A 17,180-nucleotide genomic window follows, 5' to 3' on the forward strand; every position below is an offset into this window, starting at 1 on the left:
AGCCGAAGGGGAGAAGTCAGGCAGCGAGGCGCCGCACCTTCTTCAGGCTGCTGCCGAGCTCGCGTTCGGCGATTTTCAAGTCGTAGGAGGTCTGCAGGTTGATCCAGAACTGCGGACTCTGCCCGAAGGCACGCCCGAAACGCAGCGCCAGTTCAGCGGTCACCGGCCGCTGTTCCCGGACGATGTGCGAGATGCGCATGGGCGACACGCCGATCGCACGCGCAAACGCCGCCTGGCTCATGTCGAGGTCGTTCAGGATTTCCTCCAGCAGTTCGCCGGGATGGATGGGCGGAAGACCGTTGACGGTGGCTGGAATGGACATGATTGCGAATCCTCAGTGGTAATCAACGATCTCGACATCAAATGCGTGACCGCCCTCGAAGCGAAAACACAACCGCCATTGGTCGTTGATGCGGACGCTCCATTGGCCGGCCCGATCCCCACCCAGAAGCTCCAGTCGGTTGGAGGCCGGTTGGCGCAGGTCTTCGGGACTGATGGCGATATCGAGGTACCTCAGGCGGGTCAGCGCACGGCGCAAGATGTCCCGCGGCAACCGCCTGGCCGTTCCGGTCGCGAACAACCGTTCCGTTTCCTTGTCGGCGAAGCTCCTGATCATCCGGTGACTCCTGTCGGGATGGCTGATGACGGCCCGCCAAGCATAAACAACATGTTTACGCCATGCAACGCCGGGGAGTGTGCGCATGTCTGACGCCAACCGCCCGCTGGCGCTCGCCACCGCCCTCACCCGCCGCACCGAGCAACTGTGCATCGGCCTCGAACAGGGCATCGCCGATATCTACGAGCTGGTGACGCCGGTGACCGCCGAACTGCTGCGCTGGTGGTTCGGCGAGGATGCCTGCCAGTCGCGCACGTACAATTTCCATCCGGGCCAGCGCCAGGCGATCCTCAATGTGATCGCGGCGCACGAGGTGCTGGACAGCCCGAACCTGAAGAACCTCTACGAGCAGGTCTGCGCCGAGGCGCTGCTGGAAGGCAGGCGGCTCGCGGACGTGACCCAAGGCAAGCACGGCCATCCGAAGTATTGCCTGAAGATGGCTACCGGCACCGGCAAGACCTGGGTGCTGCAGGCGCTTCTGGTGTGGCAGCTGTTGAACAAGACCGCGGCGCTGGACGAGGGGCGCGACGATCCGCGCTTCACCCGCCGCTTCCTGATCGTGGCGCCGGGGCTGATCGTGTATGAGCGGCTGCTGGATGCGTTCCTCGGCAAGGAGAACGAGGACAAGAGCCGCGACTTCGCCAGCTCCGACATTGCCAGCTACGCCGAGCTGTTCGCGCCGCCGGCGCGGCGCGAGCGTATCGCGCAGTTCGTGCGCGGCAACGTCTGCCAGAAGCAGGAGATCGGCCTGAAGGCCACCGGCAACGGCATGATCGCAATCACCAACTGGCATCTGCTCAGCGAGGCCGAAGAGGAGATCGAGGAGGACGAGCAAGCCATCGCGCCCGGCATGATCGCCGACGCTTCCCGCGTCGCCTACGACGTGCTGCCCCTGACACCCGGCCGCGCCACCGGCAACAGCCTCGACGTGCTCGACCGGCGCTGGGCCCGCGGCAACGTGCTGTCCTATCTCGCCGACCTGCCCGACCTGATGGTGTTCAACGACGAGGCGCACCACATCCACGAGTTGAAGAAGGAAGGCGAGACCACCGAGGTCGAGTGGCAGAAGAGCCTGTCGATCATCGCCGAGGGCAAGGGCCGCCGTTTCGTGCAGATGGATTTCTCCGCCACGCCGTACAACGACGTGGGCAGCGGCAGGAAGAAAGCCAAGCTGTATTTCCCGCACATCGTGGTCGACTTCGACCTGAAGGACGCGATGCGGCTGGGCCTGGTGAAATCGCTGGTGCTGGACAAGCGCAAGGAGCTCGGCGCGCTGCCGCTGGAGTTCAAGGCCGAGCGCGACGCCGACGGCAACGTGGCGTTGTCCGAAGGCCAGCGCGTGATGCTGCGTGCCGGCCTGCAGAAACTGCGCAAGCTGGAGGCGGACTTCGCCCGGCTCGACGCTACACGCCACCCGAAGATGCTGGTGGTGTGCGAGGACACCACGGTGTCGCCGTTGGTGGCGAAGTTCCTGCTCGACGAAGGACTGCATGACGACGACGTGCTCACCGTCGACTCCGGCAAGAAGGCCGAGCTGGGCGAAAAGCAGTGGGCACCCCTGCGCCAGCGCCTGTTCAACGTGGACCGGCACGCGCAGCCGCGGGTGATCGTCAGCGTGCTGATGCTGCGCGAGGGTTTCGACGTCAACAACATCTGCGTGATCGTGCCGCTGCGTTCCAGCCAGGCGCAGATCCTGCTGGAGCAGACCATCGGCCGCGGCCTGCGCCTGATGTGGCGCGACCCGGAGTACGTCGATATCAAGCGCGAGAACCGCGAGCGGATCAACCACGGCGAGGAGCCGGGTTCGCTGATCGACATCCTCTCCATCGTCGAGCATCCGGCGTTCCAGAGCTTCTACGACGAGCTGATGCGCGAAGGCCTGGTCGGCGAGACCGGCGACGACGAAGGCAGCAGCACCGGCGACCTGATTCCGTCCGAACTGCGTGAAGGCTACGAGGCATACGACTTCGCCATTCCATTCATCCTGCGCGAAGCGGACGACAGCGTCGAACACCTGCCGATCGACATCGCCGCCCTGCCGACCTTCAGCGCGATGAGTCGCGCGAAGCTGGCCGAACTGCTGGGCAAGGGCGACACCTTCACCTCGCAGGACCTGCAGAGCAGCACGCTGTTCGGCGACTACCGCGTCGACGGCGCGGCGATGAACGTCAGCGGCTACAACGAACTGCTGTCGCGGCTGACCCGACGGGTGAGCCAGGCGCTGAATTACCCGCTGCCGAAGGGCAACAGGATCTCGCCGCATCTGGATCGCCCGTACCTGCAGATGAACACGGCGGCGCTGGCGACCGCGCTGGACGACTACATCCGCGAACGGCTGTTCGACGAATCCTTCGAGCCTTTCGAGGACGAAGGCTGGCGACTGTTGCTGCTGCAACCGGTGATCGACCACATCGTGAAGATCTTCGGCCTGGCGCTGGTGCGCGCCGAGGAGCACTCCGTCACCGGCAGCACCGAGGTGCGTCACCGCCGGTTGTCGGAAGTGACCAGGCTGATGGTGCGCGAGAGCGCTTCAGTGGAAGTGACCAAGTGCATCTACCAACGGCTGCCCTACCCCGCCCGCAGCGGCGGGCTGGAACGCGGCTTCATCGAATGGGCGCAAAGCGATGCAAGCGTCGAGGCATTCTGCAAGATCAGCGAGAACCGGCACGATTTCGTGCGATTGCGCTACGTCAAGGAAGATGGCGTGGCCGCGCTGTACATCCCGGATTTCCTGGTACGCACGGCGGACGCGATCTACCTGGTCGAGACCAAGGGGCAGGAACAGGTCAACCATCCGAACGTGCAGCGCAAGCTGAAGGCGGCAACCACCTGGTGCGAGCGAATCAACGCACTGGACGCGGACCAGCGCGGCGGGCGCGTGTGGCACTACGCGCTGGTCGGCGAGTCGCTGTTCCATGACTGGCGCGACAAGGGTGCGCGGCTGGGCGAGCTGCTCGCGTTCTCGCGTGCACGCGCCGCGCCAACGGCACAGTCGCAGGGCGGCCTGGCGTTTGGAGAATGAAGGCCCGACTCAGTATCGCGCGCCAGGTGCATGAGTGGCGGTAGGCGGACACCTCCCGCCGTTTCCGGATCGGTTGAAGAGCTGGCGGGCCGTGCCCACCCTACGGTGCAGGAGCCCGCGAGCGGGTTCCTGCGGCGCGGGGCCCCGCCAGGGCTGGTGCCGGCTCGTGACTTGTGCGGGGTGACATGGGGCGGTCAATTCTGCAACCATCGGCCCCTTCACGGCGCGCTTTCGCGTCGATACGGGAACCTCGCATGACCCAAGAACGCGCGATCCGCCGCGATGTCGGCCCGTTCGCCCTGATGCTCACCGGCCTGGGCTCCATCATCGGTTCGGGCTGGTTGTTCGGCGCATGGCGCGCCGCGCAGATTGCCGGACCGGGGGCGATCTGGGCGTGGGTGATCGGCGCGGCGGTGATCATGGCGATCGCGCTGACCTACGCCGAGCTGGGCGCGATGTTTCCCGAATCCGGCGGCATGGTGCGCTACGGGCATTACTCGCACGGCTCGCTGGTGGGCTTCATCGCGGCGTGGGCGAACTGGATCGCGATCGTCTCGGTGATCTCGGTCGAGGCGGAAGCGTCGGCGCAGTACATGTCGTCGTGGAAGTGGGACTGGGCGAAGGATCTGTACCACCAGGTGCCAGGCGGCCATGGCGAGCTGAGCACCGCCGGCCTGCTGATCGCCGCGGCGCTGGTGATCGTGTACTTCCTGTTCAACTTCTGGAGTGTGAAGCTGTTCGCGCGCTCCAACACCGCCATCACCCTGTTCAAGCTGGTGATCCCCGCGCTCACCGCGGTGCTGCTGATGATGAGCGGCTTCCATCCGGAAAACTTCAGCGTCGGCATCCGCGGCGAGCTGCACAAGACCGATTTCGCCTCGATCCTCACCGCGGTGGCGATCGCCGGCATCGTGTTCAGCTTCAACGGTTTCCAGAGCCCGGTGAACCTCGCCGGCGAAGCGCGCAACCCGGGCCGCAGCATCCCGTTCGCGATCGTCTGCGCGATCGCGCTGGCCACCATCGTGTACGTGTTGCTGCAGGTGGCGTTCATCGGCGCGGTGCCGCGCGAGATGCTGGCCAATGTGGGCTGGCACGGCATCGACTTCAGCTCGCCGTTCGCCGATCTGGCGATCATCCTCGGGCTGCAATGGCTGGCCACGCTGTTGTTCATCGACGCGGTGATCAGCCCCAGCGGCACCGGCATGACCTATACCGCCACCACCGCGCGCATGCTGTACGGCATGGAGCGCAACGGCACCTTGCCGAAGATCCTCGGCACCGTGCATCCGAAGTGGGGCGTGCCGCGGCCGGCGATGTGGGTGAACCTGGCGGTGTCGTTCCTGTTCCTGTTCTTCTTCCGCGGCTGGGGTGCGCTGGCGGCGGTGATTTCGGTGGCCACGATCATTTCCTACCTCACCGGCCCGGTCAGCGTGATGACGCTGCGGCGGACCGCGCCGGAATTGAACCGCCCGTTCCGCCTTGCCGGCCTGCCGATCCTGGCCGGCGTCGCCTTCATCATGTCCACCGAACTGCTGTACTGGGCCAGGTGGCCGCTGACGGGCGAGATCATCGTGCTGATGGTGGTCGCGTTGCCGGTGTACTTCTATTACCAGGCCAAGGCCGGCTGGCACGATTTCGGCCGGCAGATGAAGGGCGCCTGGTGGCTGGTCTGCTATCTGCCCACGCTGGCGCTGGTGTCGTGGGCGGGGAGCACGATGTTCGGCGGCAAGGGTTACCTGTCCTACGGCTGGGACCTGGCGCTGGTGGCGGTGATCGGCCTGGTGTTCTACCTGTGGGGCGTGAAATCCGGCTGGCGCACGCCGTCGGTGGAAGCCGTACGCCTCGAGGCGCACGAGCATCCGGGTGAGCTGCAGGTGCCGCCGGACGAAGAGAGCGCCGAGCGCATCACCGGCCGCTGAGCCCGCCTCATTCAATCGACGAAACGCACGGCCCAGGCCGTGCGTTTTCGTTCATGCGTTCCCGGCCGTGTCGAAAACGCGGCGGCCGGTTCGTCGCCCTGACATGCATCCACTTTCGGCTGCACATCGAACGGGAGTCCGCCATGCTTTCCATACGCACCGCCATCATCACCACCACTCTGCTGCTTGCCGCCAGTGGCAGCGCCGTCGCCGCCGCGGTGACCTACCGGATCGATCCAGACCACACCTACCCCAGCTTCGAGGCCGATCACATGGGCGGGCTGTCGGTGTGGCGCGGCAAGTTCAATCACACTCGCGGCACGGTCACGCTGGACAAGACCGCCGGCACCGGCACGGTGGATGTCACCGTCGACATCAAGAGTGCCGACTTCGGCCTGGACGCCTTGAACCGGAGCGCGCAGGGCAAGGACCTGTTCGAAAGCAGCCGCTACCCGCAGGCGACCTACACCGGCAAGCTCGTCGACTTCGTCAACGGTGCGCCGACGCGGGTCGCCGGCAAGTTGACCCTGCACGGCGCCACCCATCCGCTGGATCTCAAGATCAACAGCTTCAAGTGCATGCCGCATCCGGTGTTCAAGCGCGAAGTCTGCGGCGCCGATGCACTGGCCACGTTCCGGCGCGACACCTTCGGCATCGATGCCGGCAGGGATTACGGCTTCAACATGGACGTGACGCTGCGCATCCAGGTCGAGGCGATTGCGGTCAAGTAAGACGCGCCCTCACCCCAGCGCCAGCACGTCCCCCAGCAAGGCCTGCGCCGTCACCTCCGGTCCGGCGCCCGGGCCCTGGATCACCAGCGGCTGGGTGTTGTAGCGGGTGGTGGTGAGGGCGAACTGGTTGTCGGTGCCGTACAGGCGCGCGGCCGGGTGGGTCAGCGGTACTTCGGCCAGGCCCACCCGGGCCAGGCCGCGCTGGTTGAGGCGGGCGAGGAAGCGCAGCACGCAACCGCGCGAGGCCGCGTCGGCGTGACGCGCGGCGAGCGGCGCGTCCAGCTCGTCCAGTCGCGCCAGGAACGCGTCGGCATCGAGCGAGCGCAGCGCCTCGGGCACCAGGCCTTCCACCTGCACCTCGTCGCTGCCCAGCGAGAAGCCGGCGCTGCGCGCGATGATCAGCAGCTTGCGCGCCACGTCCTCGCCGGACAGGTCCGAGCGCGGATCGGGCTCGGTGTAGCCCAGCCGGCGCGCCTCGCGCAGCAGCTCGGAAAACGGCCGGCTGCCGTCGTACTGGTTGAACAGCCACGACAGCGAGCCGGAGAACACACCTTCCAGGGTCAGCAGGTGATCGCCGCACGCGCGCAGCCGACGCAGCGTGGACAGCACCGGCAGGCCCGCGCCGACCGTCGCCGAATCGCCGTAACGACCGCCGCCATCCAGCGCCGCCTGCAAGGCACGCCAGCCGGACAACTCGCCGCCGGCCAGCGCCTTGTTCGCGGTGACCACGTGATAGCCGCGCGCCAGCCATTCCGCATGGCGCGCCGCCAGCGTCGCGCTGGCGGTGGCGTCGACGATCACCTTCGCCACCGCCCCGCTGGCATCCAGTGCCGCGAGCAGGCCCGCGTTGTCGCGCGGCGCGCCATGCTGGTTGAGCTGGTCGCGCAGGCCGCGCTGGGCGAGTCGCTGCGGATCGGTCTCCTGGCGCCGCGAGTTCGCCGCACCGACCAGGCGCAGCGAACGGGCCGCGTCGGTATTGAGCAGCTTGAGCAGGGCGCCGCCCACCACGCCGGTGCCGAGCAGCACGATCGCGGTGGACGGCGCCGCGTGTCCACGCGCGCGAACGCCGGGTTCGGCCAGCACCGCGTTCATGCGGGCACCCGGCGTTTGGACGTCCGCACCGCTTCGGCCCGGGCCAGCGCGGCGTCGACGTCGCGCAGCAGGTCGTCGCCGTCCTCGATACCCACCGACACGCGCAGCAGACTGTCGGAAATGCCGGCCGTGCGCCGCGCCTCCGGCGCCATCGAGGCGTGCGTCATGGTGGCCGGGTGGGCGATCAGGCTTTCCACACCGCCCAGCGATTCGGCCAGCGAGAAATATTCCAGCCCGTCGACGAAGGCCTCGATCTGCGGCACGTCGCCGTCCAGTTCGAAGCTGAGCATGGCGCCGAAGCCGAGTTGCTGGCGCGCCGCCAGCACATGGCCGCCGTGGCTGGCCAGGCCCGGGTAGTAGACCCTGCGCACGGCCGCATGGGCATCCAGCCGCTCGGCCAGGCGCGCCGCGTTCTCCTGGTGCTGGCGCAGACGCACGCCCAGCGTGCGCAGGCCGCGCAGGGTGAGGTAGCTGTCGAACGGCGCGCCGGTGAGCCCGGTGCAGTTGGCCCACCACTTCAATTGTTCGGCCACCGCCGCATCGCGTGCCACCACCGCGCCGCCGACCACGTCGCTGTGGCCGTTGATGTACTTGGTGGTCGAGTGCACCACCACGTCGGCGCCCAGCAGCAGGGGCTGCTGCAGCGCCGGCGACAGGAAGGTGTTGTCGACCACCAGCAGCGCGCCGGCGGCATGCGTGGCCTGCGCCACGTGGCGGATGTCGGTGATCCGCAGCAGCGGGTTGGACGGCGTCTCCACCCACACCAGCGCCGGCTTGCGCGCAAGCGCGGCAGCCAGCACCACGTTGTCGGTGAGGTCAGCGAACTCCACCGCGAAGCGTCCCTTCTTCGCCCACGCATCGAGCAGGCGCCAGGTACCGCCGTAGCAGTCGTGCGCCGCCAGCACGGTGGCGCCTGGCGGCACCAGCTCCAGCGCCAGCGCCACCGCCGACATGCCGCTGGAGGTGACCACCGCGCCGGCGCCCTGCTCCAGCTCCGCCAGCGCCTCGGCCAGCAGGTCGCGGGTGGGATTGCCGCTGCGCGAATAGTCGTACGCGCGCTTGCGGCCGAAGCCCTCGAAGCTGTAGTTGGTCGACAGGTGCAGCGCCGGCACCACCGCACCGTGCTGGGTGTCGCTTTCGATGCCGGCGCGCACGGCGCGGGTACAGGGGGCGGGGGTGTCGCTCATGTCGTTCTCCGGATCGTCTTCGTCGCGTCTTCTTTTGTAGGAGCGCACCCTGTGCGCGATGCCTTTCCTCTACGCGAAGAGCTCGCGCACAGGGTGCGCTCCTACAGGTTCAATGCTTCGCGCAGCAGCGGGGTGAGTTGTTCGGGTTCTTTCAGGAAGGCGTCATGGCCGTAGGGGGACTCAACCACTTCCAGCGTGGCCGGTCCGCGCAGCCGGCGTTGCAGTTCGCACAGGTCGGCCAACGGCACCAGGCGGTCGGAGGGGAAGCCGATCAGCGTGGCCGGCACGGCTACCTGCTCGGGATCGACCTGGTGCAGGTCGATCGACTCGGACAGGGCGAGGAAGCGATCGGCGTCGAAGCGCTCGACGAAACGCCGGCCCTGGTGCTCCAGGTAATCCTCGACCGGGAAATAAAAGCGTTCGGCGCGCTGCTCGGGTGCGCCGGCAAAGCGGCGGCCGAACTCGGCGCTGCCGCGATAGGTGGTGATCGCCAGCTGCCGCGCCAGCGCCAGCGCCTCGTCGACATGGCCGCTGGCCTGGCCCAGCCGCACGATGCCGCGCTGCACGCTGCGCTGGGCGGTGCTGAGCGGGTGCGGACGATGGGCACCGGCCAGCAGCACCAGCCGCTCCACGGCGCGCGGATGGCGGGCGGCGAAGGCCAGCGCCACCATCGCGCCATAGGACGAACCGACGAAGGCATGGGCGCGGGTGATGCCCAGGACGCGCAGCAGGCCAGCCAGCGCATCGGCCTGGTCCTCGCTGGAGACCGCCTCGGCGCCGAGTTGCGTGCGGTCCAGCCAGTCGATCGACAGCACCCGGCAGCGCGCCAGGTCGATCGCCGCGCCCTCATCGGCCAATTCCCGCCACCAGCCGGCCGCACCGCTGACATCGCGATCGGCCGAGATGCCCCCTTGCACGATCACCGTCGGCGCCCCCGCCGCACCGTGCCAGGCGTAAGCGACCTCGACCTCGCGCTGACCGTTGCCGTATTTCGGCGCCAGGGTCACACGCCGACTGCCGCGCGGGTCGGTCAGGCGCAGGTACGGCTCCACCAGCGTCGCGAATGCATCCTGCGAGGCTTCGGTACATCGGGCTTGGGTCTGCAAGGTCATGCCAGGTACTCCGGTCGGCATCGCCCCGCGGGGGAACCGGAGTGGCCACCACCCGTGGCGTGGCGGCGAAGGCCGCGTACCGGGTGACGCCCATCTACCGGCAGGTGCGCGCAGCACCTCCGCAGGAGTTGGCACCGTGGCGGAAACACTCCGCTGGTTGCCCCGGCTTCAAAGGGCCTGTCCCTCAGCCGGTCTCGATGAGTGGGCGGATGGTGACGCCTGATACGGCCCGTGTCAATAGACGTCTAAACATCTAAACGTTTATATGGATGATCGAACACCTGGTGACGAGTACCCGGCATGCGGGAAACGTCCGCACCGCGCGTCGCCGCGGCGGCGCACTGTCCGGCCGCAGGGGATGCTGCTACCGTGTCGCCCCATGACTCCCCCTCTCGACCGCCCCGCCTTGCAGGCACGCCTGCATCGCGACGGCTTCGCCTTCGTCACCGCCGAACACATGCGCCAGTTGCTGCCCCTCAGCGGCATGGATGACTGGCAGGCATTCCGCGCCAGCTGGAACGACCTGGCGCCCGACACCCACCTGGCCGCGGTGGGCCGGCACCGGAGCCGGCGCCACGCCACCTTCGCGGTGGAACCGGACGGCACGCTGCAACGCCAGCCGCACCAGCCGCACTGGCAGAGCGCGCGCTACAACTCGCTGCAGGGCGACATCCAGCGCTGGTTCCTGCCGATCCGGCCGGCGCTGGCCGATGGCGCCAGCATGCGCAGCATCCTGCAGTTGGCGCATGCGCTGTTCGCGCCGATGACGCCCGGCGGACCGCACCGCTGGCATGTCGAGACGCATCAGTTCCGCATCGAGGCGCGCGCCGACGAACCGGGCGAGCCCACCCCCGAGGGCGTGCACCACGACGGCGTCGACTACGTGCTGGTGCTGCTGATCGACCGCCAGAACATCGAGAGCGGCACCACCACCATCCACGCCGACGACGGCGCGCTGCTGGGCAGCTTCACCCTGGCCCACCCGCTGGACGCGGCGATGGTGATCGATGCCCGCGTGAGCCATGGCGTCACTGCGGTCACCCCCATCGACCCGGCTCAACACGCCCACCGCGACGTGCTGGTGGTGACCTTTCGCGCCGCCCCGCCGGCAGCGACACCGCCCGCCTGAAGGCTTCGCCGGCGGCGATTTGCGCGGCACGATCGGCGGCTGCAACAATCGCCCTTCGACCGCGCCAGCAGCCTCCAGCGAGCACGCCATGTCCCTCGTCGCCAACGTTCTGATCGTCCTGATCGCGCTGCTGCACCTGTGGTTCCTGATCCTGGAGATGTTCCTGTGGACGCGCCCCTCCGGCCGTCGGGCGTTCGGACTCAGCGAGGAGTTTGCCGAGCAATCGCGGGCGCTGGCGGCCAACCAGGGGCTGTACAACGGTTTCCTTGCCGCCGGGCTGATCTGGGGCGCGTGGCTGGGTCCGGCCGGGTTCGCCATCAAGGTGTTCTTCCTCGGCTGCGTGCTGGCGGCAGGCGTGTTCGGCGGGCTCACCGCGGCGCGCAAGATCCTCTGGTTCCAGGCGCTGCCGGCCGCGATCGCCTTGCTGCTGGTGCTCGCATGAGCGCACCCGGCACGCCTTCGCCGCGCGAAGCGACAGGCGCGCGTTTCGACCCGGCGCTGATGCTGCGTGCCCGCGAGCGCAGCTGGGCAGCGCTGCACGCGATCCGCGAACGCATGCTGCCGGGGATCAGCGAGGCCGAGGCAGTGGCGATGGCCACCGAGGTGTTTGCCGAACAGGGTTGCGAACGCCTGTGGCACCGGCCACTGATCCGGATTGGCCGCAACACCACCAAGGCGTTCCGTGAGCCGTCTGAACCGGACGTGCGCCTGGGCGAGCATGACAGCTACTTCATCGACCTCGGGCTCGTCTTCGACGGTCACGAGGGCGACGTGGGCGACACCTTCGTGGTCGGTCACGCGCCGCAACGCCAGGCCTGCGCCGACGCGGCGCGCGCCCTGTTCCGGCAGGTGGCCGACGCCTGGCGCCACGACGGCCTGAGCGGCCGCGCCCTGTACGCCTTCGCCGCCCAACGCGCCGCGGCCATGGGCTGGCGTTTCAACCAGGCGATCAAGGGCCACCGGGTCAGCGATTTTCCGCACGCGATCCACCACGGCGGCGACCTCGGCGACCTCGACCGCGTGCCGGCCAGCGGCCTGTGGATCCTGGAGATCCAGCTCGCCCACCCGAGCGAACCCTTCGGCGCCTTCCACGAAGACCTGCTCGAGGGCAACCGCCTGAGCTGAGGGTCGCGCCGGTCACAAGCTGACGCATCGCGTCGCTGGCCGCCGGCAGCGCGACCGGCCGAGGCAGGCGCAGCCTGGGCCGGCGCTGCCCGCGCTGGCGCGGCCGGCGGCGTGGACAAGACTTTTGGCACCGCTCGTGCATGAGCCAAGGCAGGCAACGCGACGCGCCCCATTCGCCGGGTCGTCGCCACTGGGGAACGAGGACACGCACATGCTGGCCACTACAACCGACTCCGCCGATACGTCAGATCGACACGACCAGACCGTGCGCCGCTTCATGGAGCACGCCCGCGCGGTCGCCGCCGGCGAAGCCGAGGGCGACGTGTTCACCTGGTTCCTGGCCGGCGAATACCAGTGGGAAATGGAAGCCGCCGGCACCTGGCTGGTGGAGTCGCCGGCAAGCCGGTTGTCCGTGACGGAGAAGGACACCATGCGCCACTTCATGTCGTGCATGCCGGCGATCCGCGACGCCATCCTGGACGGCCGCAAGGCCGCCGCACGGCGCAACGACAGCTCACTCGCGCCCGAATGGACCGACTGGCTGGAACTGGCCGCGCTGCCGAGCTGGAACGACTTCACCATCCGCACCGCGATCCTGCTCAGCCAACTGGGCGAACCGGCGCGCAACGACCCGCACTACGGCATCGTCGCGGGCTGAGCCTGCGCCCCCTCCCCGGCTTGCGGGGGAGGGTCGGGTGGCTCGCTCCCGGCAAACGAGGAGCGAGAACAAGAACCTCATCCCCTCACCCTCCCCATCCCCGGGGGAGCGGCAGCGCGTGGCGCACCGCCACCCGTGCCCGGCCACGCCCTGATCCCTGCACGTCCCTCCTCGCTACAATGGGCGGATCGCCGGTCGCATCCTGCGCTTCCGGCCCTCTCCAATGGACGCGCGTCATGGCTCGCAGCAAACCTCTGCAACGTTTCCGCAACATCGGCATCATCGCGCACATCGACGCGGGCAAGACCACCACGACCGAGCGCGTGCTGTACTACACCGGCCGCAAGCACCAGATCGTCAACACGCACGAGACCAAGGACGGCAAGGGCTCCACCACCACCGACTACATGGAGCAGGAGCGCAAGCGTGGCATCACGATCCAGTCGGCGGCGGTGACCACGGAGTGGAAGGGCCATCAGATCAACCTGATCGATACCCCGGGCCACGTCGATTTCACCATCGAGGTGAACCGCTCGCTGCGCGTGCTGGACGGCGCCGTGGTCGTGTTCGACGGCGTCGCCGGCGTGGAGCCGCAGACCGAGACCAACTGGCGCCTGGCCGACCAGTACCACGTGCCGCGGCTGTGCTACGTCAACAAGATGGACCGCATCGGCGCCAACTTCGCGCACTGCGTGAAGGGCATCCGCGAACGCCTGAACGCGCCGGCGCTGCTGTGCCAGGTGCCGCTGGGCAGCAGCGACGAGTTCTGCGGCATGGCCGACCTGGTCGCCGGCGTGGCGCTGATCTGGCAGTCCGACGACAAGGACAGCAAGTGGGAGACGGTCTCCTTCGAGGAGGCGCAGCAGCGCCTGAAGTTCGCCACGGCCGCCGACAACGAGTGGCTCTCGCAACTGCCCGCGCTGCGCCAGGAGCTGCTCGAACACGCGCTGGCGATGGACGATGACGCCTTCGAGCGCCTGATCGAAACCGGCGAGCACGACCCAGAAGTGCTGAAGAAGTGCATCCGCACGGGCTGCGTCAGCGGCAAGCTGGTGCCGGTGCTGTGCGGCTCCTCGTACAAGAACAAGGGCGTGCAGCAGCTGCTGGATGCCGTGGTCGACTACATGCCCTACCCGGGCGAGAACGGCGGCATCTCCATCGTCGACGAGGACGGCAACGCCATCGGCGAACAGCCGGTCACCGACGATGCGCCCGCGCGCGCGCTGGCGTTCAAGGTCATCAACGACCAGTTCGGCACGCTGACCTTCTGCCGCATCTACTCCGGCGTGATCCGGAAGGGCGACACCCTGCTCAACGTCACCCGCGGCAAGAAGGAGCGCGTGGGCCGCATCGTCGAGGTGCAGGCCGACCACACCCGCGAGATCGACGAGACCCGCGCCGGCGACATCTGCGCCTTCGTCTCGATGAAAGAGACCGAGACCGGCGACTCGCTGAGCGACCCGGCGCACCCGGCCCTGCTCGAACGCATGCGCTTCCCCGACCCGGTGATCAGCGTGTCGGTGGAGCCGAAGAACCGCAACGACGTCGACAAGCTCTCCACCGCGCTCTACAAGATGGTCAAGGCCGACCCCTCGCTGCGCATGGAGGTGGACCAGGAAACCGGCCAGACCGTGCTCAAGGGCATGGGCGAGCTGCACCTGGAAATCACCATCGACCGCATGCGCACCGAGCTGGGCGTGGAAGCGAACATGGGCAAGCCCAAGGTCAGCTTCCGCGAGGCGTTCGGGCAGACGGTGGAGCACACCTACACGCACAAGAAGCAATCCGGCGGCTCCGGCCAGTTCGCCGAGGTGACGATCATCTTCGAACCGGGCGAGCCGGGCTCGGGCGTGGTGTTCTCCGACGAGGTGGTCGGCGGCCGGGTGCCGCGCGAATACATCCCCGCGGTGCAGCACGCGATCGAGGTCGAATCGCGCCAGGGCCAGGTGGCCGGCTACGAGGTGGTGGATTTCAAGGCGCGCCTGATCGACGGCAAGTACCACGACGTGGACTCCTCCGCGCTGGCCTTCGAGATCGCCGGGCGCGCCTGCTTCCGCGAGGCGCAGAAGCTCAGCAAGCCGAAGCTGCTCGAACCGATCATGAGCCTGGAGGTGGTCACCGAGGCGAGCTACCTCGGCGACATCATCGGCGACATCAACCGCCGCCGCGGCAGCATTTCCGACCAGGGCCAGAAAGGCACGTCGGCCTTCGTGCAGGGTTTCGTGCCGCTGTCGGAGATGTTCGGCTACATCAACTTCCTGCGCTCGGCCACCAGCGGCCGCGGCAACTTCTCGATGATCTTCGACCACTACCAGGAAGTGCCCGCCAGCATGGTGGAGAAGCTGATGGAGAAGGAAGCGAAGTAGACCCGACAGGCGCTGCGACGATGATCGCCGCGACGCATGGAGCAGGCCCGGGAGCTGGTATTCCGGGCCTGTTCGTTTGGGGCTGCCCACGACGCCCACGGTAATTTTTACGCGGATTTTATGCCGTCGCCGCTCGACGCTATGCCGTTGTTACGGCCCAACGCCCAGACTGCGCGCCTGATCCATTCCAGGCAGCGCAGATGTTTCACATCGTCGTTCTTCCCATCGCACCGGCATCCGCCGAGGTGCTCGCCACCGGCCATGGCCCATGAGCGCCGCTCCGCAAAAGCGCCGGTTCGCCGCGCTGGCGCTCGGCGCCGTCGGCGTGGTCTACGGTGACATCGGCACCAGTCCGCTCTACACGTTGAAGGAAGTGTTCGGCGAGCATGGCGTACCGGTCACGCCAGCGAACGTACTGGGCGCGCTGAGCCTGGTGTTCTGGTCGCTGATCATCGTGGTGTCGATCAAGTACGTGCTGTTCATCATGCGTGCCGACAACAAGGGCGAAGGCGGCATCATGGCCTTGCTGGCGCTGGCCCAGCGCAGCGCGCGCCACGTGCCGCATCTGCGCGTGGGCCTGATCGTGCTCGGCCTGTTCGGCGCCGCCCTGTTCTATGGCGACGGCGTGATCACGCCGGCGATCTCGGTACTGTCGGCGGTCGAGGGGCTGAAGGTCGCCGCACCGGGGCTGGAGCCCTGGGTGCTGCCGATCACCGTCGGGGTGATCATCGGGCTGCTCTGGCTGCAGAAGCACGGCACGCATCGGATCGGCGCCGTGTTCGGCCCGGTCTGCGTGATCTGGTTCATCAGCATCGCCGGCCTCGGCGTGCTGGGCATCGCGCGCCATCCGGAGGTTCTGCGGGCGCTCAGCCCGACCTACGGCATCGACTTCTTCCTGCGCAACCACGCCGAGGCGTTCTTCGCGCTCGGGGCGGTGGTGCTGGCGGTTACCGGCACCGAGGCGCTGTATGCGGACATGGGCCACTTCGGCAGGCGCCCGATCCAGTTGGCCTGGTTCAACTTCGTGCTGCCGGCGCTGGTGCTGAACTACTTCGGCCAGGGCGCGCTGATCCTGCACGACCCCGCCGCGGTGGCCAATCCGTTCTATCACCTGGTGCCGCGCTTCATGCTGTACCCGATGATCGCGCTGGCCACGACCGCCACCGTGGTTGCCTCGCAGGCGGTGATCTCCGGCGCGTTTTCGATGACGCGCGAGGCGATGCAACTGGGCTACATGCCGCGCATGCGGGTGGTGCACACCTCGTCGGAGATGGCCGGCCAGATCTATGTGCCGTGGATCAACCGAATCCTGTTGATCCTGATCGTGGCGGCCGTGCTCGGCTTCCGCTCGTCGGACAACCTGGGCGCTGCCTATGGCATCGCCGTCACCGGCACCATGGTCACCACCACCCTGCTGGCACTGGTGGTGGCGCGCTACCAGTGGCGCTGGCGCCTGCCGGCCGTGATCGCCACCGGCGCTGCCCTTCTCACGGTGGACGTCGCCTTCTTCAGCGCCAACCTGGTCAAGGTGGAACACGGCGGCTGGTTTCCGCTGGCGCTGGGCCTGTGCGTGTTCGCGGTGATGACGACCTGGCGCCGCGGACGCGAACTGGTGGTACGGGAAATCCAGCAAGGCGGCGTGGCGTTGGCGCCGTTCATCCGCAACCTGGCGGATCATCCGCTGGTGCGCGTGCCTGGCACCGCGGTGTTCCTGACCGCCAATGCCGAGGCGATTCCCAGCTCGTTGCTGCACAATCTCAAACACAACAAGGTGCTGCACGAGCGCAATGTGCTGCTTACCGTCGAGACACTGGATACGCCCCGGGCCGAACCTCCGGAACGACTTGAATGGACTGCGCTGGGCCAGGGCTTCACCCGGTTGCGCCTGCGTTTCGGTTTCAGCGAGGACCCGGACATACCGCTGCGACTGGCACAGTGCGGCCATCACGGCCTGCCGTTCGACATGATGGATACCACCTTCTTCCTGTCCCGCGAGACCGTCGTGGCCGGCCGGCATGCCCACGGCATGGCGGCCTGGCGTGACCGCCTGTTCGCCTTCATGGCGCACAATGCGCTGTCCGCGACCGCGTTCTTCCGGATTCCCGGCAACCGGCGCATCGAACTGGGATCGGAGGTGGAGATATGACACGACATCGGCCATCGACCCATCGCCGGGAACACCTTCCGCATGCATGAGCCGGCGCCACGCCGCCCGCACGACGC

At 67.8% G+C, this 17,180-nt stretch carries 14 protein-coding genes and 1 riboswitch; of the genes, 9 read left to right on the forward strand and 5 right to left on the reverse strand.

Annotated features, from left to right (window positions below; all coding sequences use genetic code 11):
* Positions 1–16: 16 nt before the first annotated feature.
* Positions 17–322, reverse strand: a complete 306-nt coding sequence (locus tag ACVCMG_RS06725) for a HigA family addiction module antitoxin (RefSeq protein ID WP_447115182.1) — start codon at positions 320–322, stop codon at positions 17–19.
* A gap of 12 nt (positions 323–334) precedes the next feature.
* Positions 335–616, reverse strand: a complete 282-nt coding sequence (locus tag ACVCMG_RS06730; protein ID WP_395116628.1) for a type II toxin-antitoxin system RelE/ParE family toxin — start codon at positions 614–616, stop codon at positions 335–337.
* 85 nt (positions 617–701) lie between these two features.
* On the opposite strand from ACVCMG_RS06730, the gene ACVCMG_RS06735 reads away from it, so the two are divergent.
* The 3 genes from ACVCMG_RS06735 (at position 702) to ACVCMG_RS06745 (ending at position 6,288) form a co-directional block, all read left to right on the forward strand.
* Positions 702–3,638, forward strand: coding sequence for a DEAD/DEAH box helicase family protein (locus tag ACVCMG_RS06735; protein WP_447115183.1), 2,937 nt, complete (start codon positions 702–704; stop codon positions 3,636–3,638).
* A 254-nt stretch (positions 3,639–3,892) separates the two neighbouring features.
* Entirely contained in the window at positions 3,893–5,557 is a 1,665-nt protein-coding gene (locus ACVCMG_RS06740) for an APC family permease (RefSeq protein WP_447115184.1), read from the forward strand.
* A gap of 143 nt (positions 5,558–5,700) precedes the next feature.
* On the forward strand, positions 5,701–6,288 hold the full coding sequence (locus tag ACVCMG_RS06745) for a YceI family protein (RefSeq protein WP_447105658.1): 588 nt from the start codon (positions 5,701–5,703) through the stop codon (positions 6,286–6,288).
* A gap of 9 nt (positions 6,289–6,297) precedes the next feature.
* Here the strand turns inward: ACVCMG_RS06745 and ACVCMG_RS06750 are convergent, their stop codons facing one another.
* The 3 genes from ACVCMG_RS06750 to metX all read right to left on the reverse strand — a co-directional run bounded on the left by ACVCMG_RS06750 (position 6,298) and on the right by metX (position 9,679).
* Complete coding sequence (locus ACVCMG_RS06750) at positions 6,298–7,380, reverse strand: homoserine dehydrogenase (protein ID WP_447115185.1); 1,083 nt, start codon at positions 7,378–7,380, stop codon at positions 6,298–6,300.
* The gene (metB, locus tag ACVCMG_RS06755; protein WP_447115186.1) at positions 7,377–8,567 is read right to left on the reverse strand and encodes a cystathionine gamma-synthase; all 1,191 of its coding nucleotides are present in this window, start codon (positions 8,565–8,567) and stop codon (positions 7,377–7,379) included. Before metB ends, ACVCMG_RS06750 begins: the two co-directional genes overlap by 4 nt.
* A gap of 101 nt (positions 8,568–8,668) precedes the next feature.
* Positions 8,669–9,679, reverse strand: a complete 1,011-nt coding sequence (metX, locus tag ACVCMG_RS06760) for a homoserine O-succinyltransferase MetX (RefSeq protein WP_447115187.1) — start codon at positions 9,677–9,679, stop codon at positions 8,669–8,671.
* 87 nt (positions 9,680–9,766) lie between these two features.
* A riboswitch (SAM riboswitch) is annotated at positions 9,767–9,883 on the reverse strand.
* 175 nt (positions 9,884–10,058) lie between these two features.
* Between metX and ACVCMG_RS06765 the strand changes: the two genes are divergently transcribed.
* The 6 genes from ACVCMG_RS06765 (at position 10,059) to ACVCMG_RS06790 (ending at position 17,103) form a co-directional block, all read left to right on the forward strand.
* Positions 10,059–10,808: a 2OG-Fe dioxygenase family protein gene (locus ACVCMG_RS06765; protein ID WP_447115188.1), complete on the forward strand. Its 750-nt coding sequence runs from the start codon at positions 10,059–10,061 to the stop codon at positions 10,806–10,808.
* A gap of 88 nt (positions 10,809–10,896) precedes the next feature.
* Positions 10,897–11,250 carry a DUF1304 domain-containing protein gene (locus ACVCMG_RS06770; RefSeq protein ID WP_447115189.1) on the forward strand — a complete coding sequence of 118 codons (354 nt, stop codon included), beginning with the start codon at positions 10,897–10,899 and terminating at the stop codon, positions 11,248–11,250.
* Positions 11,247–11,933 carry a M24 family metallopeptidase gene (locus ACVCMG_RS06775; protein WP_447115190.1) on the forward strand — a complete coding sequence of 229 codons (687 nt, stop codon included), beginning with the start codon at positions 11,247–11,249 and terminating at the stop codon, positions 11,931–11,933. The genes ACVCMG_RS06770 and ACVCMG_RS06775 overlap by 4 nt, the downstream gene beginning before the upstream one ends.
* A gap of 211 nt (positions 11,934–12,144) precedes the next feature.
* Positions 12,145–12,591, forward strand: a complete 447-nt coding sequence (locus tag ACVCMG_RS06780) for a hypothetical protein (protein ID WP_395116610.1) — start codon at positions 12,145–12,147, stop codon at positions 12,589–12,591.
* A 236-nt stretch (positions 12,592–12,827) separates the two neighbouring features.
* Complete coding sequence (gene fusA / locus ACVCMG_RS06785) at positions 12,828–14,957, forward strand: elongation factor G (protein ID WP_395116608.1); 2,130 nt, start codon at positions 12,828–12,830, stop codon at positions 14,955–14,957.
* A 268-nt stretch (positions 14,958–15,225) separates the two neighbouring features.
* Positions 15,226–17,103, forward strand: a complete 1,878-nt coding sequence (locus ACVCMG_RS06790) for a potassium transporter Kup (protein WP_447115191.1) — start codon at positions 15,226–15,228, stop codon at positions 17,101–17,103.
* Positions 17,104–17,180: the final 77 nt, after the last annotated feature.

It is taken from the genome of Rhodanobacter sp. UC4451_H18, from assembly GCF_052978225.1.

Excerpts from the sequence above, each read along its gene's own strand:
- ACVCMG_RS06750 (WP_447115185.1), bottom strand. The coding sequence starts at position 7,380 with ATGAACGCGGTGCTGGCCGAACCCGGCGTTCGCGCGCGTGGACACGCG.
- ACVCMG_RS06745 (WP_447105658.1), top strand. The coding sequence starts at position 5,701 with ATGCTTTCCATACGCACCGCCATCATCACCACCACTCTGCTGCTTGCC.
- ACVCMG_RS06740 (WP_447115184.1), top strand. The coding sequence starts at position 3,893 with ATGACCCAAGAACGCGCGATCCGCCGCGATGTCGGCCCGTTCGCCCTG.
- metB (WP_447115186.1), bottom strand. The coding sequence starts at position 8,567 with ATGAGCGACACCCCCGCCCCCTGTACCCGCGCCGTGCGCGCCGGCATC.
- ACVCMG_RS06730 (WP_395116628.1), bottom strand. The coding sequence starts at position 616 with ATGATCAGGAGCTTCGCCGACAAGGAAACGGAACGGTTGTTCGCGACC.
- ACVCMG_RS06775 (WP_447115190.1), top strand. The coding sequence starts at position 11,247 with ATGAGCGCACCCGGCACGCCTTCGCCGCGCGAAGCGACAGGCGCGCGT.
- ACVCMG_RS06765 (WP_447115188.1), top strand. The coding sequence starts at position 10,059 with ATGACTCCCCCTCTCGACCGCCCCGCCTTGCAGGCACGCCTGCATCGC.
- ACVCMG_RS06790 (WP_447115191.1), top strand. The coding sequence starts at position 15,226 with ATGAGCGCCGCTCCGCAAAAGCGCCGGTTCGCCGCGCTGGCGCTCGGC.
- ACVCMG_RS06780 (WP_395116610.1), top strand. The coding sequence starts at position 12,145 with ATGCTGGCCACTACAACCGACTCCGCCGATACGTCAGATCGACACGAC.
- ACVCMG_RS06725 (WP_447115182.1), bottom strand. The coding sequence starts at position 322 with ATGTCCATTCCAGCCACCGTCAACGGTCTTCCGCCCATCCATCCCGGC.
- fusA (WP_395116608.1), top strand. The coding sequence starts at position 12,828 with ATGGCTCGCAGCAAACCTCTGCAACGTTTCCGCAACATCGGCATCATC.
- ACVCMG_RS06735 (WP_447115183.1), top strand. The coding sequence starts at position 702 with ATGTCTGACGCCAACCGCCCGCTGGCGCTCGCCACCGCCCTCACCCGC.
- metX (WP_447115187.1), bottom strand. The coding sequence starts at position 9,679 with ATGACCTTGCAGACCCAAGCCCGATGTACCGAAGCCTCGCAGGATGCA.
- ACVCMG_RS06770 (WP_447115189.1), top strand. The coding sequence starts at position 10,897 with ATGTCCCTCGTCGCCAACGTTCTGATCGTCCTGATCGCGCTGCTGCAC.